At 61.5% G+C, this 18470-nt stretch carries 12 protein-coding genes, 1 tRNA gene and 1 pseudogene; 9 read left to right on the forward strand and 5 right to left on the reverse strand.

Features of this window, described 5'->3' with window-relative positions:
• Window positions 1-16 precede the first annotated feature (16 nt).
• From GTP69_RS04020 to GTP69_RS04030, 3 genes are all read left to right on the forward strand, one after another.
• A complete protein-coding gene (locus GTP69_RS04020) occupies window positions 17-709 on the forward strand; it encodes a DUF3334 family protein (protein WP_161053666.1) in 693 nt (230 codons plus the stop codon).
• A gap of 388 nt (window positions 710-1097) precedes the next feature.
• Complete coding sequence (locus tag GTP69_RS04025; protein WP_161053667.1) at window positions 1098-3296, forward strand: TonB-dependent receptor; 2199 nt, start codon at window positions 1098-1100, stop codon at window positions 3294-3296.
• A 57-nt stretch (window positions 3297-3353) separates the two neighbouring features.
• Window positions 3354-3429 (forward strand) — tRNA-Asn (locus GTP69_RS04030).
• 43 nt (window positions 3430-3472) lie between these two features.
• On the opposite strand, the gene GTP69_RS04035 is transcribed toward GTP69_RS04030, so the two are convergent.
• The gene (locus GTP69_RS04035; protein ID WP_161053668.1) at window positions 3473-3802 is read right to left on the reverse strand and encodes a DUF2322 family protein; all 330 of its coding nucleotides are present in this window, start codon (window positions 3800-3802) and stop codon (window positions 3473-3475) included.
• A 102-nt stretch (window positions 3803-3904) separates the two neighbouring features.
• Entirely contained in the window at window positions 3905-4459 is a 555-nt protein-coding gene (locus GTP69_RS04040; protein ID WP_161053669.1) for a flavodoxin family protein, read from the reverse strand.
• A 201-nt stretch (window positions 4460-4660) separates the two neighbouring features.
• Here GTP69_RS04040 and poxB point away from each other — a divergent pair, with 201 nt between their 5' ends.
• The gene (poxB, locus tag GTP69_RS04045) at window positions 4661-6382 is read left to right on the forward strand and encodes a ubiquinone-dependent pyruvate dehydrogenase (RefSeq protein WP_161053670.1); all 1722 of its coding nucleotides are present in this window, start codon (window positions 4661-4663) and stop codon (window positions 6380-6382) included.
• Here the strand turns inward: poxB and GTP69_RS04050 are convergent, their stop codons facing one another.
• A complete protein-coding gene (locus GTP69_RS04050) occupies window positions 6383-7630 on the reverse strand; it encodes a hypothetical protein (protein WP_161053671.1) in 1248 nt (415 codons plus the stop codon). It abuts the gene before it with no gap.
• 149 nt (window positions 7631-7779) lie between these two features.
• Here GTP69_RS04050 and GTP69_RS04055 point away from each other — a divergent pair, with 149 nt between their 5' ends.
• The gene (locus GTP69_RS04055) at window positions 7780-8484 is read left to right on the forward strand and encodes a glutathione S-transferase N-terminal domain-containing protein (RefSeq protein WP_161053672.1); all 705 of its coding nucleotides are present in this window, start codon (window positions 7780-7782) and stop codon (window positions 8482-8484) included.
• Here the strand turns inward: GTP69_RS04055 and GTP69_RS04060 are convergent, their stop codons facing one another.
• Entirely contained in the window at window positions 8485-9273 is a 789-nt protein-coding gene (locus GTP69_RS04060) for a hypothetical protein (protein ID WP_161053673.1), read from the reverse strand. It lies immediately after the preceding gene.
• A gap of 102 nt (window positions 9274-9375) precedes the next feature.
• On the opposite strand from GTP69_RS04060, the gene GTP69_RS04065 reads away from it, so the two are divergent.
• From GTP69_RS04065 to GTP69_RS04080, 4 genes and pseudogenes are all read left to right on the forward strand, one after another.
• Complete coding sequence (locus tag GTP69_RS04065) at window positions 9376-10215, forward strand: M15 family metallopeptidase (RefSeq protein ID WP_161053674.1); 840 nt, start codon at window positions 9376-9378, stop codon at window positions 10213-10215.
• A 99-nt stretch (window positions 10216-10314) separates the two neighbouring features.
• Window positions 10315-12630: pseudogene (gene tssM / locus GTP69_RS04070) on the forward strand (type VI secretion system membrane subunit TssM); the annotation flags it as partial.
• 629 nt (window positions 12631-13259) lie between these two features.
• Window positions 13260-14987 carry a methyl-accepting chemotaxis protein gene (locus GTP69_RS04075; protein WP_161053675.1) on the forward strand — a complete coding sequence of 576 codons (1728 nt, stop codon included), beginning with the start codon at window positions 13260-13262 and terminating at the stop codon, window positions 14985-14987.
• A gap of 20 nt (window positions 14988-15007) precedes the next feature.
• Window positions 15008-15634 carry a tRNA-uridine aminocarboxypropyltransferase gene (locus GTP69_RS04080; protein WP_161053676.1) on the forward strand — a complete coding sequence of 209 codons (627 nt, stop codon included), beginning with the start codon at window positions 15008-15010 and terminating at the stop codon, window positions 15632-15634.
• Here GTP69_RS04080 and GTP69_RS04085 read toward each other — a convergent pair.
• A complete protein-coding gene (locus GTP69_RS04085) occupies window positions 15618-18470 on the reverse strand; it encodes an Hsp70 family protein (RefSeq protein ID WP_161053677.1) in 2853 nt (950 codons plus the stop codon). The genes GTP69_RS04080 and GTP69_RS04085 overlap by 17 nt on opposite strands.

An 18470-nucleotide genomic window follows, 5' to 3' on the forward strand; every position in this document is an offset into this window, starting at 1 on the left:
TAACAGAGGTAGAAATATGAGCGGCGAAAACGAAGCGATTGTCTACGGCACGGAAGACTTGTTGTCGAGTCTGTGCAACTCGGTCACCCGGGTGCTGAATGTGGCAATGCAAAGCAAGGTGAATTATTCCGGCATGGTGCAGCGGATTACCAAGGTCGGCCTGAAGCCCGACATCGGCTGTTTCGTGCTGTTTGACGGCGGCTTTACCGGCCTGGTGGTGCTGAATTTTGCCGCCGACACGGCGATGGAAATCTACGAGCGCTACATGCTGCACATGGGCATGCCAAAGTCGGAACTGGCCAGTTCGCACACGTCGGACGAAGTGTCCAACATCCTCGGCGAGCTGATGAACCAGATCGTCGGTGACTTCACCGGCAAGATCCGCCGTGAACTGCAAACCAACATCACGCAGAATCAGCCGAAAATGCTGGTGCTGAACAAGCAGATCGTGCTCAGCGTCGACACCCCGCTGGACCGCCCGGAAATGCGCCGCGTCAGCTTCTACACCGAGAAGAGCAACATCTTCTACCTGGAACTGGCGATCGACCGCACCGAGTTCATCCGTCTGCACGATTTCGATTCCAGCGAAATCAGCGATCCGGATGCGCTGCTGGATCAGGAGCGCGACAGCCAGAAGTCGGCCAGCGCGCCGGCGGTGTCGTCCGCCGATGACGAAGCCGACGAATTGCTCAAGTCGCTCGGCATGTAACTCCTTCCCACCACGGCCAGCCTTCGCTGGCCGTGCGTCATTTGCGCAACAGCGCAGCCGCCATATCTCCCCGTCAAGCTTATCTAACGCACCACATTGTGGACGACGCGACACGCGTAAACCACTGAATATTCAGTTATTGCATATGCTTAACCGAATTTCTAACAGTTAATTTGGTTTTAGATATATTCAGCTTGCAATACCCACTATCAATCAAAGAAAATATCGCCTTTCAAAAAAGTCAGTGCACTATTGCTAGTTTCCGCAACGGCGTAGAGGCCTTGCGCTACCACGATCACGACAGATGGCCGGGTAGTGACCAAACAAAAGAGAAAGCAGGAGACAACTGTTTCTAACTCTTTGCACTACATTTAAATCGGGAAATTGAATGATCAAACTGTCGAAGATGCACAAGCGCCTGCTGGCGCTGAGCGCCGTATTGCCTATCGGTACCGCCCTGGCGCAGACTGACGCCGCCAGCACCACCCAGCCGCAGCTGGAAACCGTGACCGTGACCGCCCAGCGCCGCGCGGAAAACATCAAGGATGTACCGGTCTCCGTGACCATGCTGAGCGGCGAAAAACTGGACGTGCTGTTGTCCGGCGGTCAGGACATCCGCTTCCTGGCAGGCAAAGTGCCTTCGCTGAACGTTGAATCGTCGAACGGCCGTACCTTCCCGCGCTTCTACATCCGCGGCTACGGCAACACCGACTTCTCGACCTTCGCTTCGCAGCCAGTGTCGCTGATCTATGACGACGTGGTGCAAGAGAACGGTATCCTGAAAGGCTTCCCGGTCTTCGACGTGGCCGGCGTGGAAGTGCTGCGCGGCCCACAGGGCACGCTGTTCGGTCGCAACACCCCAGCCGGTGTGGTCAAGTTTGATTCGGCCAAGCCGAACCTGGACAAGATCGAAGGCTACTACAGCGCTTCGCTGGCCACCCACAAGACCTCCAGCGTTGAAGCCGCCGCCAATATTCCGCTGTCGAGCGAATGGGCCATGCGCGTGTCGACCCTGCGCCAGCACCGCGACGACTTCGTCGACAACACCTTCACCAAGCAGAACGACTCGCTGGAAGGCTACAACGAACACGCCGAGCGCGTCCAGTTCCTGTACAAGCCAAGCACCACCTTCAACGCCCTGTTCAACGTGCACTCGCGCACCACCGACGGCAGCGCCCGTCTGTTCCGCGCCAACATCATCAAGAAGGGCACCAACGATCTGGTCGACGACTACGACTTCACCAAGATCAGCACCAACGGCCTGAACATGCAGAACCTGCGCACCAACGGCGCCAACGTTCGCTTGACCTGGGACCTGGGTTCGGTCAAGCTGTTCTCGATCACCGGCTACGAAGGCGTGGACAACTACTACAGCCGCGGCGACATCGACGGCGGCACGCCGAGCGGCCCAGGCTTCATTCCGTTCCAGGTGCAAACCGGTGGCGGGCTGAGCGGCCTGAAGCAGTACACCCAGGAATTCCGCGTTGAGTCGAAAAACGCAGGTCCGCTGAACTGGCAGACCGGCGTCTACTACTTCAAGGAAAGTGGCGACGGCTTCAGCGACAACTTCGACAGCAACACCCAAGTGCAGACTTCGCACCTGGCCAGCCATCAGAACAACGAAGCCTACGCAGTGTTCGGTTCGGTATCGTATGACGTGTCGAGCGACTTCACCGTGCGCGGCGGCGTGCGTTACACCCACGACCAGAAAGACTTCCGCACCGTGTCGGCAGTCAACGTGGTACAGGTCGGCGCCACCTCGGTGGACGAGAGCAAGAACAAGGCAAACTGGGACCTGAGCGGCACCTACAAGCTGAACAAGGACGTCAGCGCCTACGCCCGCGTAGCGACTGGCTTCCGCGCACCATCGATCGCCGCAGCGTCGGCATCGGTGCCGATCACCGTGGCCGATGCGGAAACCATCACCTCGTATGAAGCCGGCATCAAGGCCGACCTGTTCAACCGCCGCGCCCGCGCGTCGCTGAGCGTGTTCGACTTCGAAGTCAAGAACCAGCAGCTGACCGTGGTTGGCGGCAACTCCAACGTCACCAAGCTGATCAACGCTGCCAAGAGCAAGGGTCGCGGCCTGGAAGGCGAGATCGAAGGCTTCATCACGCCTGACTTCAAGACCACGCTGAGCGGTTCGTACAACTTCACCAAGATCGAAGATCCAAACCTGTACGTCGCGAAATGCGCGCAGTGCACGATCACCAATCCGATCGGCGCCAACGGCCTGGTCTCGATCAACGGCAACCCGCTGCCGCAAGCAGCCAAGTGGATCTTCAACGCCACCGCGCGTTACAACTGGCCACTGGCGAACGGCAACCTGTTCGTGCTGACCGACTGGTCGTATCGCAGCAAAGTGAACTTCTTCCTGTATGAAGCGAAAGAGTTCACCGGCAAAGCCCTGACCGAAGGCGGCCTGCGCACGGGTTACAACTGGGATGGCGGCAAGTATGAAGTCGCCGCCTTCGTGCGTAACATCACCGACAAGCAACAAGTCATCGGCGCGATCGACTTCAACAACCTGACCGGCTTCGTCAACGAGCCACGTCAGTTTGGCGTGCAGTTCCGCGGCAACTTCTAAGAAATTGCCGTTCAGCCTAGACAGCTGAAAACGGGCCGTATATAATGCGGCCTCTTTTCCCTGATAGCTCAGTTGGTAGAGCGACGGACTGTTAATCCGCAGGTCCCTGGTTCGAGTCCAGGTCGGGGAGCCAGAATAAAGAAAAGCCCAATCCTTACAGGTTGGGCTTTTTGTTTTTACAGGCCTTTTACCTGCAGGGTTTGTGCCGGCGTTTGAATGTTGAACAGGCGATCAATGTTGGGATGTTTGCCGGGGTTGGCGCGGGCATCCTGGGTGTGTTCGGCATAAATCTTCAGGCCAAGCGCCGCTGCTTCAGGGGTAATCGCGCCGAGTGTTTCGGCCAGCCAGCCATACACCCGCAGTGATCCCGCCTGGCCTGGTTTATTTTCGATCTTTGCCACTGGCGTGCCGGACTGGTCGACCAGTTCGATGGCTGCAACTGTATCCATTGCAGGAAGCAAGGACAGGTTGTCGGAAAATTTATCGTTGAAGCTAGGTAGTTGCATAGAGACTCTTACACGTGTTCATGGGTTAAAAACGGTATTTTGTCATATGCGGACGAAAAAAGGCCCGTGAGCAATCACGGGCCTTTTGCGTTTGGACGCGGATTACTTGGCCAGACGGCCCGCGATGTCAGCCACGCGCTTGCCGTAGGACTTGGCGGTGTCCAGGTCGCCTTGCGGGATTTCCTCCACGCTGGCGTCCGATGGCGATTGCACCAGCAGGCCGACCGAGCCGCCCAGGTTGTTCAGGTCGGTGCGTTGTGCGGCCTTGGTGTTGGCTGGCGACAGGCCCAGGCTGACCCAGATGCCGCCGTGTTGCGACGCCAGCGTTTGCAGGGCGATCAGCGAGACTTGTTTGTCGCCGTTGAAGCTGGCACTGTTGGTAAAGCCGCCGAACACTTTGTCTTGCCACGCGCGCGTGAACCAGGCCTTGGAGGTGGCATCGGCAAATTTTTTGAACTGCCAGCTCGGGCTGCCCATGTAGGTCGGGGCGCCGAAGATGATGGCGTCAGCCGCCTGCAGTTTTTCCCAGCCGCCTTCCGGCAGGTTGCCTTCGGCATCGATGGCCAGCAGCTCGCCGCTGGCGCCTTCGCTCACGTATTCGGCGACGCGCTTGGTGTGGCCGTAGCCCGAATGGTAGACAACGATAGTCTTGCTCATATATGCCCTTGTGTGGATGTTGGATTCTGAAGTGTAAAGCACCAATACCGGACTCGTAAGTACGCACCCAAAAGTTAGTGCTGGCTACTGCCCATCTGAGGATTGGAGCGTGCGCCACGGATGGCTACACTCAGCAATCATACTATCCGGCAGCAATCATGCTATCTGCCTATTGTTAGACCTTTCCCTGGAGATTCGACTATGAGTGGTACGGCAGCAGACTACATGGCACATACCCTGGCCCAGGCCGGCGTCAAGCGCATCTACGGCGTGGTGGGCGATTCCCTGAACGGCTTTACCGACTCGCTGCGGCGCCGGAAGGAGATCGAATGGATCCATATGCGTCACGAGGAGGGGGCGGCCTTTGCCGCCGGCGCCGAAGCCCATTTGACCGGCGAACTGGCGGTCTGCGCCGGCAGCTGCGGCCCCGGTAACTTGCACCTGATTAACGGCCTGTTCGATTGCCAGCGCAGCGGCGTGCCGGTGCTGGCGATTGCCGCGCATATTCCGAGTAGCGAGATCGGCATCGATTATTTCCAGTCCACCCATCCTGAGAGCCTGTTCAAGGAGTGCAGCCATTATGTCGAGCTGGTGTCGAATCCGGCCATGCTGCCGCAAGTGCTGCATCGGGCGATGCGGGTGGCAGTGGCCAAGCGTGGCGTGGCGGTGGTGGTGATTCCGGGTGACGTGGCGCTGAGCAAGTTGGACGCCAAGCCGCCGCACTGGCTGCTGCCGACTGCGCCGGTGGTATTGCCGACGGCGGCCGAGATCGATCAGCTGGCTGAGCTGCTGAATGGCTCGGAGCGGGTAGCGCTGTTCTGCGGCGCTGGGTGCGCCGGCGCGCACGCGGAAATCATGCAGCTCGCGCACAAGCTGCAAGCACCGATTGTGCATACCTTGCGCGGCAAGGAGCATCTGGAATACGACAATCCCTACGACGTCGGCATGACCGGCCTGGTCGGCTTTGCCTCCGGCTACAAGGCCATGAAGCGTTGCGACACGTTGCTGATCTTGGGCGCTGATTTCCCCTATCGCCAGTTCTTCCCCGAGCAGGCGAAGATTGCCCAGATCGACTTGCGGCCGGAAGCGCTGGGCAACCGTTGTCCGTTGACGCTGGGGTTGCTTGGCGGCGTCAAGGACACGCTGGACGCGCTGCTGCCGAAGCTGGCCGTCAAGACCGATAGCAGCTTCCTGCACAGCGCGCAGGAAGACTATGTGACGGCGCGCAAGGATCTGGATAGTCTGGCTGAGCTGGATGAGAACACGCGGGCGATTCATCCGCAGGCGGTTACACGTTTGGTCAGCGAGTTGGCGGCGGACGATGCCATCTTCACGTGCGACGTCGGCACGCCGATCGCGTGGACGGCGCGCTATCTGAAGGTGAACGGCAAGCGGCGCATCGTCGGCTCGTTCAACCATGGTTCGATGGCCAACGCCATGTTGCACGCCATCGGCGCGCAGGTGTCGCATCCCGACCGGCAGGTGATTTCATTCTCCGGCGATGGTGGCTTTTCGATGATGATGGGCGAGTTTGTCACGCTGTTGCAGCTGGGCCTGCCGGTGAAGATCATCCTGCTCAACAACGGCACGCTGGGCTTTGTTGAAATGGAGATGAAGGCCAACGGTTTCCTCGATACCGGCTGCGATTTGCATAATCCTAATTTTGCCGCGATGGCGGAGGCGATGGGCATCAAGGGGATCCGGGTGGAACAGCCGGGCGAACTGGAACCGGCGATCCGTGAGGCGTTGGCGCATGATGGCCCAGCGCTGGTGGATGTGGTGAGCGCCCGCCAGGAACTGATCATGCCGCCGACTACCACAGCGGAGGAGGCCGGCAAATTCGGCCTGTTCATGCTGAAAGCCGTGATGGACGGCCGCGCCGCCGAGCTCATCGATCTGGCGAAGGTAAACCTGTTGCGCTAGTCAGGCCGAAGTGCCGCAGTGGCTGCAATGGAAGGCCAGTAGACGTCGTGGCTGGCCACATTGCCGGCAGGGGGCTGCCTGGCTGGCGCCGCAGACTTCGCACCAGGCTTGTTCCTTGCCGCGCAGTTTTTCGCCACAGTGCTGACATTGAGCTTTGCGCAGGCGAATCAGGCGCAGCCGGGCAGCACTGAACAAAGTGCGTTGTGCGATGTAGATCAGCAGCAGCCCGCCGGCGATGCACGCAACGATGAGCAGGTAGTACCAGATGAAGTCGAGTCGCCATTGTTCGAGACTCGGCAGCAGCCAGTAGAGCAATTCCTCAGGCAGCAGTTCTTCAATAAAATACAGCAGCCGCAGTAGCATCGGAATGGCGCACACGAGGATGATGTGTGATGACACCAGAATCTGGGTATCTTGTTGCCGCTTGATTGAATGCGCGTTCCAAAAGATGGCAAATAGCAGCGGCACCAAGATAAAGACTGCCTGGATGCCCAACACTTTCAGGGGGTACCAGAATTGCCGGCTTTCGTAGCGAATCTCTTCCTTCTTGAATTCGCTATCGATGGGTAAGGATGCCAGGTACTGTAGGTAGGCAAGGATGTGAGGGTTTTGCGCCATAGCGATAGCTGCATTATGCTGCTGCTGTTTCAAAGCGGCCAACGTCTCAGTCAATTCGTCGATGGTGCTTTTAGTGTGGGCCGCATCAGCGGGCAGAATGGAGTCGCTGCGGCTTTGACGGGCAATTTTCTCCAGCAGTGCAGTGCTATAGCTGCTTTTCAGTTCTTTGATCTCAGACTCGATCTTGTCAATTTCTGTTTCGAGCGCTTTGCGCTCCTCGGCCAGTGGTCGTAATTGCGGCATCGCATTATCGATGGCGGCCAGCCATTTATCCCGGATGTGAACGCAGATTGCCGGGATTTCGTCGTGCGCATTACTGAAGCCGTTGCTAACGGCTGCTTTGTTGTCTTTCATGGCGGTGACAAACCAACCGATGGCGTCCGCGCGTTCGGCAGCGGTGCTGTGGGCAAGGAGTTGCTGAGACGCCGCCGCACAATTGTCTGAGATAGGATGAACGGGAATCGCAATGGTGCGGCCGGCGTGTTGAGTGCCCTCAAATAGCAGACTCAAAACATACCCGTCCAGCGCAAATACCAACAGGAGCGCAAACCAGGAAAGGCGCCGTGTGCCAGTGTGGCGTGTTAGCCTTTGCCATTTGGTTTTGATTATTTTCGTGATTGCAGCCCACATGGTCGTCGCTCCATTGATCGGGGTAGGCGCCTATTGTTGACTGATCGGAGCAGGAAAGAATTGCTATTGGTCAAATTCAGGGTGCTCCAGCGCGTTTCTCTCTCTTCGGTGATAATCGGGCTATCTTTTCTTTTGAGAGCCCGTATCCCATGAGCGATCTGTCCGCATTCCCTATCACCGGCAAATGGCCGGCCCAGCATCCTGAGCGCATTCAACTGTACTCGTTGCCGACGCCGAATGGCGTGAAGGTGTCGATTGCGCTGGAGGAAACCGGGCTGGCCTACGAGCCGCATCTGGTCAGCTTTGAGACCAACGATCAGATGTCGCCGGAATTCCTGTCGCTGAATCCGAACAACAAGATTCCCGCCATCCTCGATCCGAACGGTCCGGACGGCAAGCCGCTGGCGTTGTTCGAGTCCGGCGCGATTCTGCTGTATATCGCCGACAAGACGGGCCAGCTCATTCCGCAGGACGCGGCTGGTCGCTACGAAACCATCCAGTGGCTGATGTTCCAGATGGGCGGCGTTGGCCCGATGTTCGGCCAGGTCGGCTTCTTCCACAAGTTTGCCGGCAAGGATTACGAGGACAAGCGTCCGCGCGACCGTTACATCAACGAAGCCAAGCGTCTGCTGGGCGTGCTGGAGCAGCGTCTGGAAGGCCGTGTGTGGATCATGGGCGATACCTACACCATCGCCGACATCGCCATCTTCCCGTGGATTCGCAATCTGGTCGGCTTTTACGGCGCTGGCGATCTGGTCGAGTTCAGCAAGTTCACCAATGTGCAGCGCGTGCTGGCGGAGTTCGTTGCGCGTCCAGCCGTGGCGAAGGGCCTGGAAATCCCCAAGCGCGGTTAATTAGTGCGCTGGCGCGCGGCAGGCGGCGTCCGTATCCCAGCGGCCGGAGCAGATGCGCGACCGGCACAGCATGCCTTCGATCACGCCTAGCTGTTTGCAGCGCGCTAGAAGTTGCACGGTGCTGTCGCCGTCCTGGCGTTCGACAACGTCGCGGCTGCGTTCGGGCGTGACGGAGGTTGGTTTGCCAGCATGTGCTACCAATGCGGTGAGCAGGGTGACGTCGGTGTCGGCGGTGGCGGGCGGAGAAACGTTGGCCGACGCGGCCGTTGCGCGCGCAGGCGGTGGGGTGGTGGGCTTGCTTGCTGCCGCGACCAGCGCCCGTGGCGTCTGCGGATGCGTTGCTGCCTGCGGCGATGCACTCGCCGTATTCGCCGCACCGGCCGCGTTGGCGATGGCCACTGTCGCTGCGGTCGGCGTCTCGGCCTCGACGACGGCCTCGTTCGCTGCCACATTGACGATGGCGGCTGCCTGCGCCGTCTCCGCCACAGGCTGAGCGGGCACCGCTTGGCGTGTCGCTACATGCGCAATCGCGCCGCCACTGTCGCTGCTGCGGAACGTTTCCGGCGTGATGCTGCGGTCGTGCAGCAGCCACGCCATGACGCACATCAATAGCAGTAAGCCACACAATCCTATCGTCCAGCCATCGATGGTCCAGCCCGGCACGCTGGCGGCGCGGACTGGCGTTTTGGTGCCATGCTCCAGATGCGCCAGGATGCGCTTGTCCGTCGCCGGACGGTGTGAACTGGCGGCGCCGGCCATCAGGTCCGGCTTCGGTTTCGACGTTTCCACAATATCCCCCTTGCGTTTGATCTGGCCGATATCGCCGAGCTGCGAACGGCCTACGATGCAGTGTCCGGTCTGCGGCAGGGGGCCGTTTTGATGGAGCGCACCATGTTTCTCTTTTCCATGCTCTTGTTCTTCGTATTGACGTGTTTTTGCGCCTGGCTGCTGCTGTTTCCCGCCGGCCGCGAGATGGTTGTGCAGTCGCTGGGCCTGCTGGGCAGCCGGATGGGACGGAGATTGCGCGGCGGTTATCAGCAGGGCGTGCAGCAGGCGGCAGGACTGGGCCGCGAGGCGGGTGGCCGTGTGCATCGGGTGTTGAGTTTTTTGAAGCGGCGCTATCTGCTGTTGCTGGCCGCCCTGGTGCTGCTGACGGTGCCGCCGCTGCTGGCGCTGATGCTCAGTGGCCGCAGCATGCTGTCCGGCTACGACAGCGATACGCACGCCATCAATGATCAGATCGCCGGCTTGCTGCAAGGCGAGCAACTGACCGCCCCCACGCCGCCACCGCCGCTGGTATTCACCACCGCCGAGGTGACGCTGGTGCGGCCGATGCTCGACAGCGCCAACCGCAACTGGCAACTGCTCGACCCGGCCTTCGCGCAGCGCTTGCTGCTGGTGTTCCGCATCATGAAGGAGCGCCACGGCTACGACATGGCGATTCTGGAGGGCTATCGCAGCCCGGAGCGGCAGAACACGCTGGCCGCCGCCGGTCCCAGCGTGACCAACGCCAAGGCCTTCCAGAGCTATCACCAGTTCGGCCTGGCCGCCGACTGCGCCTTTCTGCGCGACGGCAAACTGGTGATTTCGGAAAAGGATCCCTGGGCCATGCGCGGCTATCAGCTCTACGGCGTCGCCGCCGAAGCCGCCGGCCTGACCTGGGGCGGGCGCTGGACCATGATGGACTTCGGCCACACCGAATTGCGCGTGCCGGGCACGGTGAAGAAGTAAGCGCCATTGTTCTTGCGCAAGAAATCCCCGCTTTGTTGATGGCAACATTGATCGGTCCGCCCGCCGCCTGGGCGTCGCCGTCTTCGCCGGACACCTTCTATGCTGCGCAGAACCTGGAGCTTCCTCACCGATAGCCGCAATCTCACCATCCTCGGCCTGACGGCGGTGGCGGCCTTGTTCTACCTGGGCGCACAAGTGCTGGAACTGGCGCTGATGTGGGCGCTGCTGGCCATCGCCCTGATGCTGGCGCTGGTCGGCGCGGTGTGGTGGTGGCGCCGCTGGCGCGCGCGGCGCGAGTCGGAGCGGCTGGGGGAGGTCATCGGCAAGCAGGAGCCGTCCGCCGATCCCTCCGCCGCCGAGGTTAAGGTCATCCGCGACAGCATGCTGAAGGCGATCGAGACGATCAAGGGATCGAAACTGGGCATCGTCGCCGGCGCGAGCGCCCTGTATGAGCTGCCCTGGTACATGATCATCGGGAATCCGGCGGCCGGCAAAAGCACGGCCATCACCAACTCCGGTTTGCAGTTTCCCTTCGCCGACGGCAAGGTGCTGCAAGGCGTGGGCGGCACGCGCAACTGCGACTGGTTCTTCACCACCGAAGGGATTTTGCTCGACACGGCCGGCCGCTATTCGGTGCAGGATGAGCATCGCGCCGAGTGGTTTGGTTTCCTGGACCTGCTGAAGAAGTACCGCCGCCGCGCGCCGGTCAACGGCATCATCATCGCGGTCAGCATCGCGGAGCTGCGCGGCGACGATCCGGAAGCCGGCATCCAGCTGGCGCGCAGCCTGCGCAAGCGCGTGCAGGATCTGATCGAGCGGCTGGAAGTGTTTGCGCCGGTGTACGTGGTGTTCACCAAGGCCGATCTGATTGCGGGCTTTGGCGAATTCTTCGCCCAGGCCGAGCGCGGGGAGCGTGAGCGCGTATGGGGCGCGACCATGCCGTATCAGCGCAAGACCAGCAGCCAGCAGGTGATGGCGTTCTTCGACCATGCCTTCGATGAGCTGTGCGATGGCTTGAAGGCGATGAGTCTCGCCACCATGGGCCAGCAGCGGCGCGAGCGCATGGAGCCTGGTGTGTTCACCTTCCCGCTGGAGTTTTCGACCATCCGCACGCCGCTGCGTGCTTTTCTGGTGACGCTGTTTGAAGAGAATCCGTTCCAGTTCAAACCTGTGTTCCGGGGATTCTACTTCACCAGCGCGCTACAGGAGGGGATGCCGCGCAGCGAACAGTCGCAGCGCGTCGCCCGCCGCTTTGCCTTGACCACGCCGAATGTCGCGCCGCTGTCCGGCACCGGTCATTCCGGCTTCTTCCTGCTTAACCTGTTCCGCAAGGTGATCTTTGCGGACAAGGATTTGGTGTCGCAGTACGCCAGCAAGAACAAGGTGCGCTTGAAATATGCGGCTTTCTTTGCGGCGGTGCTGATGCTGGGTGCGTCGCTGGGCGGATGGAGCTGGTCGTACATGGGCAACCGCCAGTTGGTCAGCAATGTGCAGGCGGACCTCGACAAGGTGATCAAGCTGCAGGCCAAGCGGCTGGACCTGCAATCAAGGCTGGAGGCGCTGGAGATTATCCAGGACCGCATCGAGCAGCTGGAGAAGTATCGCGCATCGCGTCCATGGTCGTTGCGCATGGGGCTTTATCAGGGCGACCAGTTGGAGCGCAAGCTGCGCGAGGAATACTTCGCCGGCGTGAAGAATGTGATGCTGATGCCGGTGGTGGCCAATCTGGAGACGCTGCTGTCCGAGATGAACGCACATGCGGCCGAGTTGCAGCCATCCGGCGCCGGTGCTGCGGTTACGTCGGTTGCGGGGCGCCAGTTCCAGGAAGCCTCGCCAACCAATGTCGATGACGCCTACAACGCGCTGAAAAGTTATCTGATGTTGGCCGATAAATCGCACGCGGAGGGCAGTCACCTGAACGACCAATTGCCGCGTCACTGGCGTGCGTGGCTGGAGAACAATCGCGGCGCCATGCCGCGTGAGCAGATGATCCACAGCGCCGAGCGGCTGATGACGTTCTATCTGGCTCAGATTCCCGACCCGGCCTGGCCGCGCATCGATCCGAAGCTGGCGCTGGTGGACCAGTCACGCGAGAACCTGCGGCGCGTGGTGCGCGGCATGCCGGCGCGGGAACGCGTCTACGCCGACATCCGCGCCCGCGCCAACACGCGCTTCCCATCGATGACGGTGGCGCGCATGGTCGGCGAGCAGGATCAGGCGCTGGTGACCGGCAGCTACGCCGTCCCCGGCGCCTACACCCGCGACGGATGGGAGAAGTTTGTGCAGGACGCCTTCCGCGACGCCGCCAGCCGCGAACTGCAAAGCACCGACTGGGTGCTGAAGACCGCCGCGCGCGATGACCTGACGCTGGAAGGCAGCCCCGAACAAATCCAGAAAGGCCTGACCGATTTGTATCCGTTAGTCGATGACGGCGATTACGATCAGCGTATCGGCAACCTGTTCTGGCTGCTTGCCCGCACCCCGCCTCTGGTGCTGGAATGCGCGGCTGAAACACCCCAATTAAGCGATGCGGAATACTGCCTTGCCAGCCTGATTGCGTTGGAACGCGTGGTAGATACGCAACTAGGCGCAGACGGCCCGGGCTTCTCGGCGGCCAAGGATGCGGTGCAGGCGGTGATCGGCAGTCTGGCGCCGTTTGGCAATGCTGTCATGGTTGCCGACGCTGGTCAGGCCACTCTTGGTAACGCTGTCATACAAACCGGCGCAGGCTTGCAGAACCGAACGCAGGCCCTCCAACAGCTGCGTCTCGTAGCGGATTTCTTTCGCCGCACCGAGCCGCATAGTCCGGTCGCTTACCTGGCCGAACGTGCGGCAAGCTGGGGCGAGATGCCGCTGCATGTCTGGTTGAGAAGCGTTATCAGGGATCCCGCCATCCTGGCCGGAATGGATGAATTGCTGGGCGCGCCGAAGGCTGCCGAATAATGCTGCGGCGCAATGCCGAATATTTCTTTTATGCTACATATACGGGAGGATTAGTGCTAGCATGATTTGAACAATCCAGACTTTTAGCGAGGGAGTTGGCTATGAATAATCTCAAGATCGGTACGCGCCTCGGCTTCGGTTTTTCGCTTGTTTTGTTACTCCTGGTTGCGATGACTTCGATAGGCATCCTGCGCTTGAGCAACGCCAGTGACAAGACCGATGAGATGATCAACGTGAAGATCCGCGATGAACGTCTGACTGCCGAATGGGGCAAGATCATTGAAGTCAACGCCGCCCGCACAACCGGCGCTTTCATGGTGCGCGAGTCCGCCGATCAGAAAAAGCTGGAAACGCTGATGGCCGAATCGTCCGGCCGCGCCACGCAGATCCAGGATCAGATTGGATCGACCATCGACGACGATCAACTCAAACCGCTGTTCAAGCAAGTGCTGGACACGCGCAAGACCTACACCGATTTCCGCAAGGCGGTTTTCGCCGCCAAGAACGCCGGCGATCTGGAAAAGGCCACCAAAATCTACGAAGGCGACATGACCCAGAGCCGCATCCAGTATCTGGGCGCGCTGAAGAATTTCGTCGACAAGCAGGCCGCGTTGCTGGATGCTTCGGCCGCAGAAATTCAACAGCAATATCGCAGCGGACGCACGCTGCTGATCATGCTCGGTCTGGCCGCGATTGTGATGGGTGTATTCGCCGCATGGTGGATCACGCGCACCATCACGCAGCCGATCAATGAAGCGCTCAAGGTCGCCGAGACGGTATCGTCGGGCGATCTGACCAGCGATATCCAGGTCAATAGCAACGATGAAACCGGCCAGTTGATGCACGCGCTGAAAACCATGAACACCAATCTGGTGAACATCGTCGGCCAGGTACGCAATGGCACGGACTTGATTGCGACAGCGTCCACGCAGATCGCCGCCGGAAATCAGGATCTTTCTTCACGCACCGAGGAGCAAGCCAGCTCGCTGGAGGAAACCGCATCGTCGATGGAGGAGTTGACGTCCACCGTGCGCTTCAACGCGGAGAACGCGCGCCAGGCCAATGAGCTGGCGATCAACGCGTCGGAAATCGCCAGCCGTGGCGGCTCGGTGGTGGGCGAAGTGGTGAGCACCATGGGATCGATCAACGATTCGTCGCGCAAGATTGTCGACATTATTTCGGTCATCGACGGCATCGCGTTCCAGACCAATATCCTGGCGCTGAATGCTGCGGTGGAGGCGGCGCGTGCGGGTGAGCAGGGGCGTGGCTTCGCGGTGGTGGCGTCGGAAGTACGCAATCTGGCGCAGCGCTCCGCGTCGGCCGCCAAGGACATAAAGGGCTTGATTGACGACTCGGTGCAGAAGGTGCAGATCGGCTCCGAGCTGGTGGACAAGGCCGGGCAGACGATGGAGGAAATCGTCCAGAGCATCAGTCGCGTCACGCAGATCATGACGCAGATTAGCAATGCCAGTGAAGAGCAAAGCATCGGCATCGCACAGGTGAATGATGCGATTACGCAGATGGATCAGGTAACGCAGCAGAATGCCGCACTGGTGGAGGAAGCCGCAGCGGCGGCGGAGTCGATGCAGGAGCAGTCGGCCAAGCTGGCGGATGTGGTGAGCGTGTTCAAGTTGGACACGTCGTATTCGTCATCGGCGCCGGCCTTGCCGCGTGCACCGGCGCGTGCTGCTACGCTGCCTCGTCGCACGCCGGCTGTGGCGGCGCCCGTAAAACGTGCCGCGCCGGCGGTGGGTGCTGCATCCGCGCCTGCGCCGGCCGCTCCGCGCAAAGCCGTCACCACCGGCGAGTCGGACTGGGAAGAGTTCTAAGCCGCGATACAATGGCGGTTATGAATACCGCCAGTTCCTTACCAGCCGCGCGGCGTGCCTTATGCGCCGCGTGCCTGCGCCCACAGCAGACCTGCATCTGCCGCTGGGTCACAGTACTACCCAATCACGTGGAAGTGCTGATTCTTCAACACCCGATGGAAGTCAGCAACGCCAAAGGCAGCGCGCGCCTTCTGCATCTGTGCCTGGCCAACAGCCGTCTGGAAGTAGGGGAAACCTTCGATCCGGCGCAACTGCAAGCGCTGCTCTCGCCGGAGCGCCGCAACCTGCTGCTTTATCCGGACACGGAAGACGCGTCGCTCGGGCTGGCTATGCCGCAGCCGTTTGACAACGCCTGGCTGCGTGAGCCGCTGCGATTGGTGGTATTGGACGGAACCTGGCGCAAGAGCCGCAAGATGCTGTATCTGAATCCGCTGCTGCAAGCCTTGCCACGCCTGCCACTGCGCGACACGCCGCCGTCGCACTATCTGATTCGCAAGGCGCACTTGCCGGACCAGCTGTCCACGCTGGAAGCCACCGTCTACGCGCTGGCGCAACTGGAAAACGATATCAACAAATACAACCCGCTGATCGACGCCTTCGATGGTTTCGTCGCGCAGCAGGCCAGCTACGTCAAGCGATCAGCTTGAGGCCAGGCGGCAGCGCGTCGCCCAGCATGCGCTTTTCGTCGGCCTGGTCGAGCTGCACTACCTCGCGCACCATGGCGCTCCAGTTGGCCGGCGCGCCAACGCCTTGCAGGCGGCGCAGCACCTCGGCGCGTAGCATGTCGTTGATGTCGCGCGAACGGTCGCCGGTCATGCGCGCCAGATGGGCGGCGGCAAAGCCGGCCGGCTCCACCTTCTTCCAGTCCAGCGATAGCACCGCGTCCAGCCATTGCTCGACGACCGGCGTTTCCACCACATCGTGCGCGCTGCCGTGGAAGGGCTGGCGCGCGCCGACGCGGCTCAGGCCCCACAGGAAGCGGCCTTGCGTGGCTTCGGCCTTGGCCAGATCGGCAGCACCGCTGCGGGTTTTATTGGCGGCGGCTTTGCCGGCGGCCTTGGTGGCTTTGTGTAACTGGTCCAGCATCCACGCGCCGATTTCGGCCTTGTAGTTGCCGGGGATGCGTTCCAGCGAAGCGCCCAGGCGCAGCATGTCTTCCTCGCTACCGTTGACCAGCGTGACGGGACGGCGACCGCGTTCCGCTGCATCGGCCTGCACGTTGAAGGCGAAATCGTCCAGCACGCGCAGTTGCGCTTCCACGCTCAAGCCGCCGGAGACGCGGCGCCACAGCGTCCACCATTCGGCGCAGACCTGGCTGTCCTTGTGATGCTGGATACCGGTATCGAACATCGCCCATAGTTTTTCGATGCGCCATTCATCCAGCGTGTGGCCGAAGCCGGGACGCAGGCAGTAGCCGCTGAGATTGAGCCATGCGCGTTCGTGCTCGGACGAGCGGCGGCGGCCTTTGGCGCGTTCCAGCAGTGCGTCGAACAGGCGACGCAGCAGCGGTGTCGGCCAGCTTTCGCGGCTGCCCAGCAGTTGTTCCAGTTGCGCGCGCAGCTGCTTCACTTCCTTGATGTCGACTTGCAGTGCGCGGCTGCCGAAGATGCGGTCGATCTTGTCGATGGCTGCGGCCAGGCCTGCGGGCATCGGCGTTTCGTCTGGTGCGGTTTCAGTGGCGGCTTCTCCGCGTAGCTGGAACTCCAGCAGCCAGCGTTGCGCGTCGCCCCTGGCGACGCAGTGGACTTCCAGCGTGCCGACTTCGCTGAGCGAGGTCGCCAGCTGCACGGGGATCTCCTTGCGGGCGTCGGCGCTGCTGCTGTCGCGCAGCACGGTGGCGATGGGTGGCAACTGGACGTAGTCGTCCGGCTGTAGCGTGATCACGTCGCCGGCTTGTGGCGCGTCGGCGGTGGAGGACGCGAGGTGGAAGCGCACCGGCCGGCCGAGGCGCAGTGCAAAGGTGCGGTCGGCCAGCAGGATCTCGCGGTTTTCGGCGGCGCCGCGCGGCAGGATGCAGACGGCGCGGCGCGGCTGGTCAGGATGCGTGGCGTCGTCCAGCAGCAGGAAGTAGCTGCGCGCGGAGCCGCCGCCAATCACGGGCGCCTTGCCGGATTGGCCTAGTGCGTAGGCCACGCCGCCACGGGCGACGGCGACGTCGGGATTATCGTTGTGCAGGATGCGCAGTGGCTGTTGGCGCCAGCCGGCCAGGGTGGCTTCCAGCCGGCGTGCCAGTGCGTCGGCGCGGAACACGCCGCCGTTGAGTAGCAGTGTATCCGGGATCGGCACGGCGGTGCTGCCGGCGGGCAGGCCGAGGGCTTCGCGCGTGGCGGCGGCGTGCTGGCGCAGGAAGTCTGCCAGATGGCGCGTGATGGCCGCATCGCTGGCGTAGGGCAGGCCGAATTCCACGATGGCGCCGCGTCCGCGCTTGGCAGGTGCTTGTTGTTCGTTGAGGGGGAAGAAGCCGTCCACCACCAGCGCGGAGACTTCCTCGCGCGTCAGGTCGGCGGAACGGGAGCCTCCGATCAGCTTCGATCCGGCGCCCAGCAGCGTGACGGTGGTGCGCTCCGGCGCGTCGGCCGCCAGCAGCAGCTCCTTGGCCGCGCGGCAGCGCTCCGCCAGCTGCGACAGTCGGCTGGCGGACAGCTTGGCCTGCGGCTGCGCTTCACCGGCCATGCGTGCTTCGACCAGGTGGGCGAGGGCGAGGTCCATATTGTCGCCGCCGAGGATCAGGTGATTGCCGACGCCGATGCGGCTGATAGCCGGCTGGCCGTCGGCGCTATCGACCTTCATCAAACTGAAGTCCGTGGTGCCGCCGCCAACGTCACACACCAGCACCAGACGCGTCTCCGCCAACTCCTCGGTCAGCGTGGCGCGTTGGCGGAACAGCCAATCGTAGAACGCCGCCTGCGGTTCTTCCAGTAACCGCAAGGATGGCAAGCTCGCCATGCGCGCCGCTTCCAGCGTCAGCGCCCGCGCGCCTTCGTCAAATGAAGCTGGAATGGTTAAAACAATCTGCTGCGATTCCAATGGATGCGCAGGAAAGCGCGCATTCCAGGCATTGCGCAGATGCGCCAGATACGAAGCGCTGGCCGCCACCGGCGATACCTTGGCCACATCCGCCTCCGCGCCCCACGGCAGAATCGGCGCCATGCGATCGACCTGAGGATGCGACAACCAGCTTTTGGCGCTGGCCACCAGCCGCCCCGGCACCTGCGATCCCAACTTGCGCGCCAGCCGTCCGATGACCACCTGTGACAATCCGGCTACGTCATCGGCACGCCATGGCAGCTGCAACTCGCCATCCGCCAACTCGCCGGCAGCAGGGTGATAGCGCAAGGACGGCAGCAACGCCGCCGCACCAACCTCGCCGGGCGCGATCAGCTGCTCGATCTCGAACAACTGAATCTGCGCACTGCCGGCTTCCGCAAAGGCCATCACCGTATTGGTGGTGCCCAGGTCGATGCTGACGACGTACTTATTCAT

Source organism: Duganella levis (assembly GCF_009857605.1).
GTDB classification, from domain to species: domain Bacteria; phylum Pseudomonadota; class Gammaproteobacteria; order Burkholderiales; family Burkholderiaceae_D; genus Rugamonas; species Rugamonas levis.

Bases quoted from the DNA above. Each gene is read 5' to 3' on its own strand.
- GTP69_RS04075 (WP_161053675.1), top strand. From the start codon at position 13,260: ATGAATAATCTCAAGATCGGTACGCGCCTCGGCTTCGGTTTTTCGCTT.
- GTP69_RS04055 (WP_161053672.1), top strand. From the start codon at position 7,780: ATGAGCGATCTGTCCGCATTCCCTATCACCGGCAAATGGCCGGCCCAG.
- GTP69_RS04080 (WP_161053676.1), top strand. From the start codon at position 15,008: ATGAATACCGCCAGTTCCTTACCAGCCGCGCGGCGTGCCTTATGCGCC.
- GTP69_RS04065 (WP_161053674.1), top strand. From the start codon at position 9,376: ATGTTTCTCTTTTCCATGCTCTTGTTCTTCGTATTGACGTGTTTTTGC.
- GTP69_RS04050 (WP_161053671.1), bottom strand. From the start codon at position 7,630: ATGTGGGCTGCAATCACGAAAATAATCAAAACCAAATGGCAAAGGCTA.
- poxB (WP_161053670.1), top strand. From the start codon at position 4,661: ATGAGTGGTACGGCAGCAGACTACATGGCACATACCCTGGCCCAGGCC.
- GTP69_RS04020 (WP_161053666.1), top strand. From the start codon at position 17: ATGAGCGGCGAAAACGAAGCGATTGTCTACGGCACGGAAGACTTGTTG.
- GTP69_RS04025 (WP_161053667.1), top strand. From the start codon at position 1,098: ATGATCAAACTGTCGAAGATGCACAAGCGCCTGCTGGCGCTGAGCGCC.
- GTP69_RS04085 (WP_161053677.1), bottom strand. From the start codon at position 18,470: ATGAATAAGTACGTCGTCAGCATCGACCTGGGCACCACCAATACGGTG.
- GTP69_RS04040 (WP_161053669.1), bottom strand. From the start codon at position 4,459: ATGAGCAAGACTATCGTTGTCTACCATTCGGGCTACGGCCACACCAAG.
- GTP69_RS04035 (WP_161053668.1), bottom strand. From the start codon at position 3,802: ATGCAACTACCTAGCTTCAACGATAAATTTTCCGACAACCTGTCCTTG.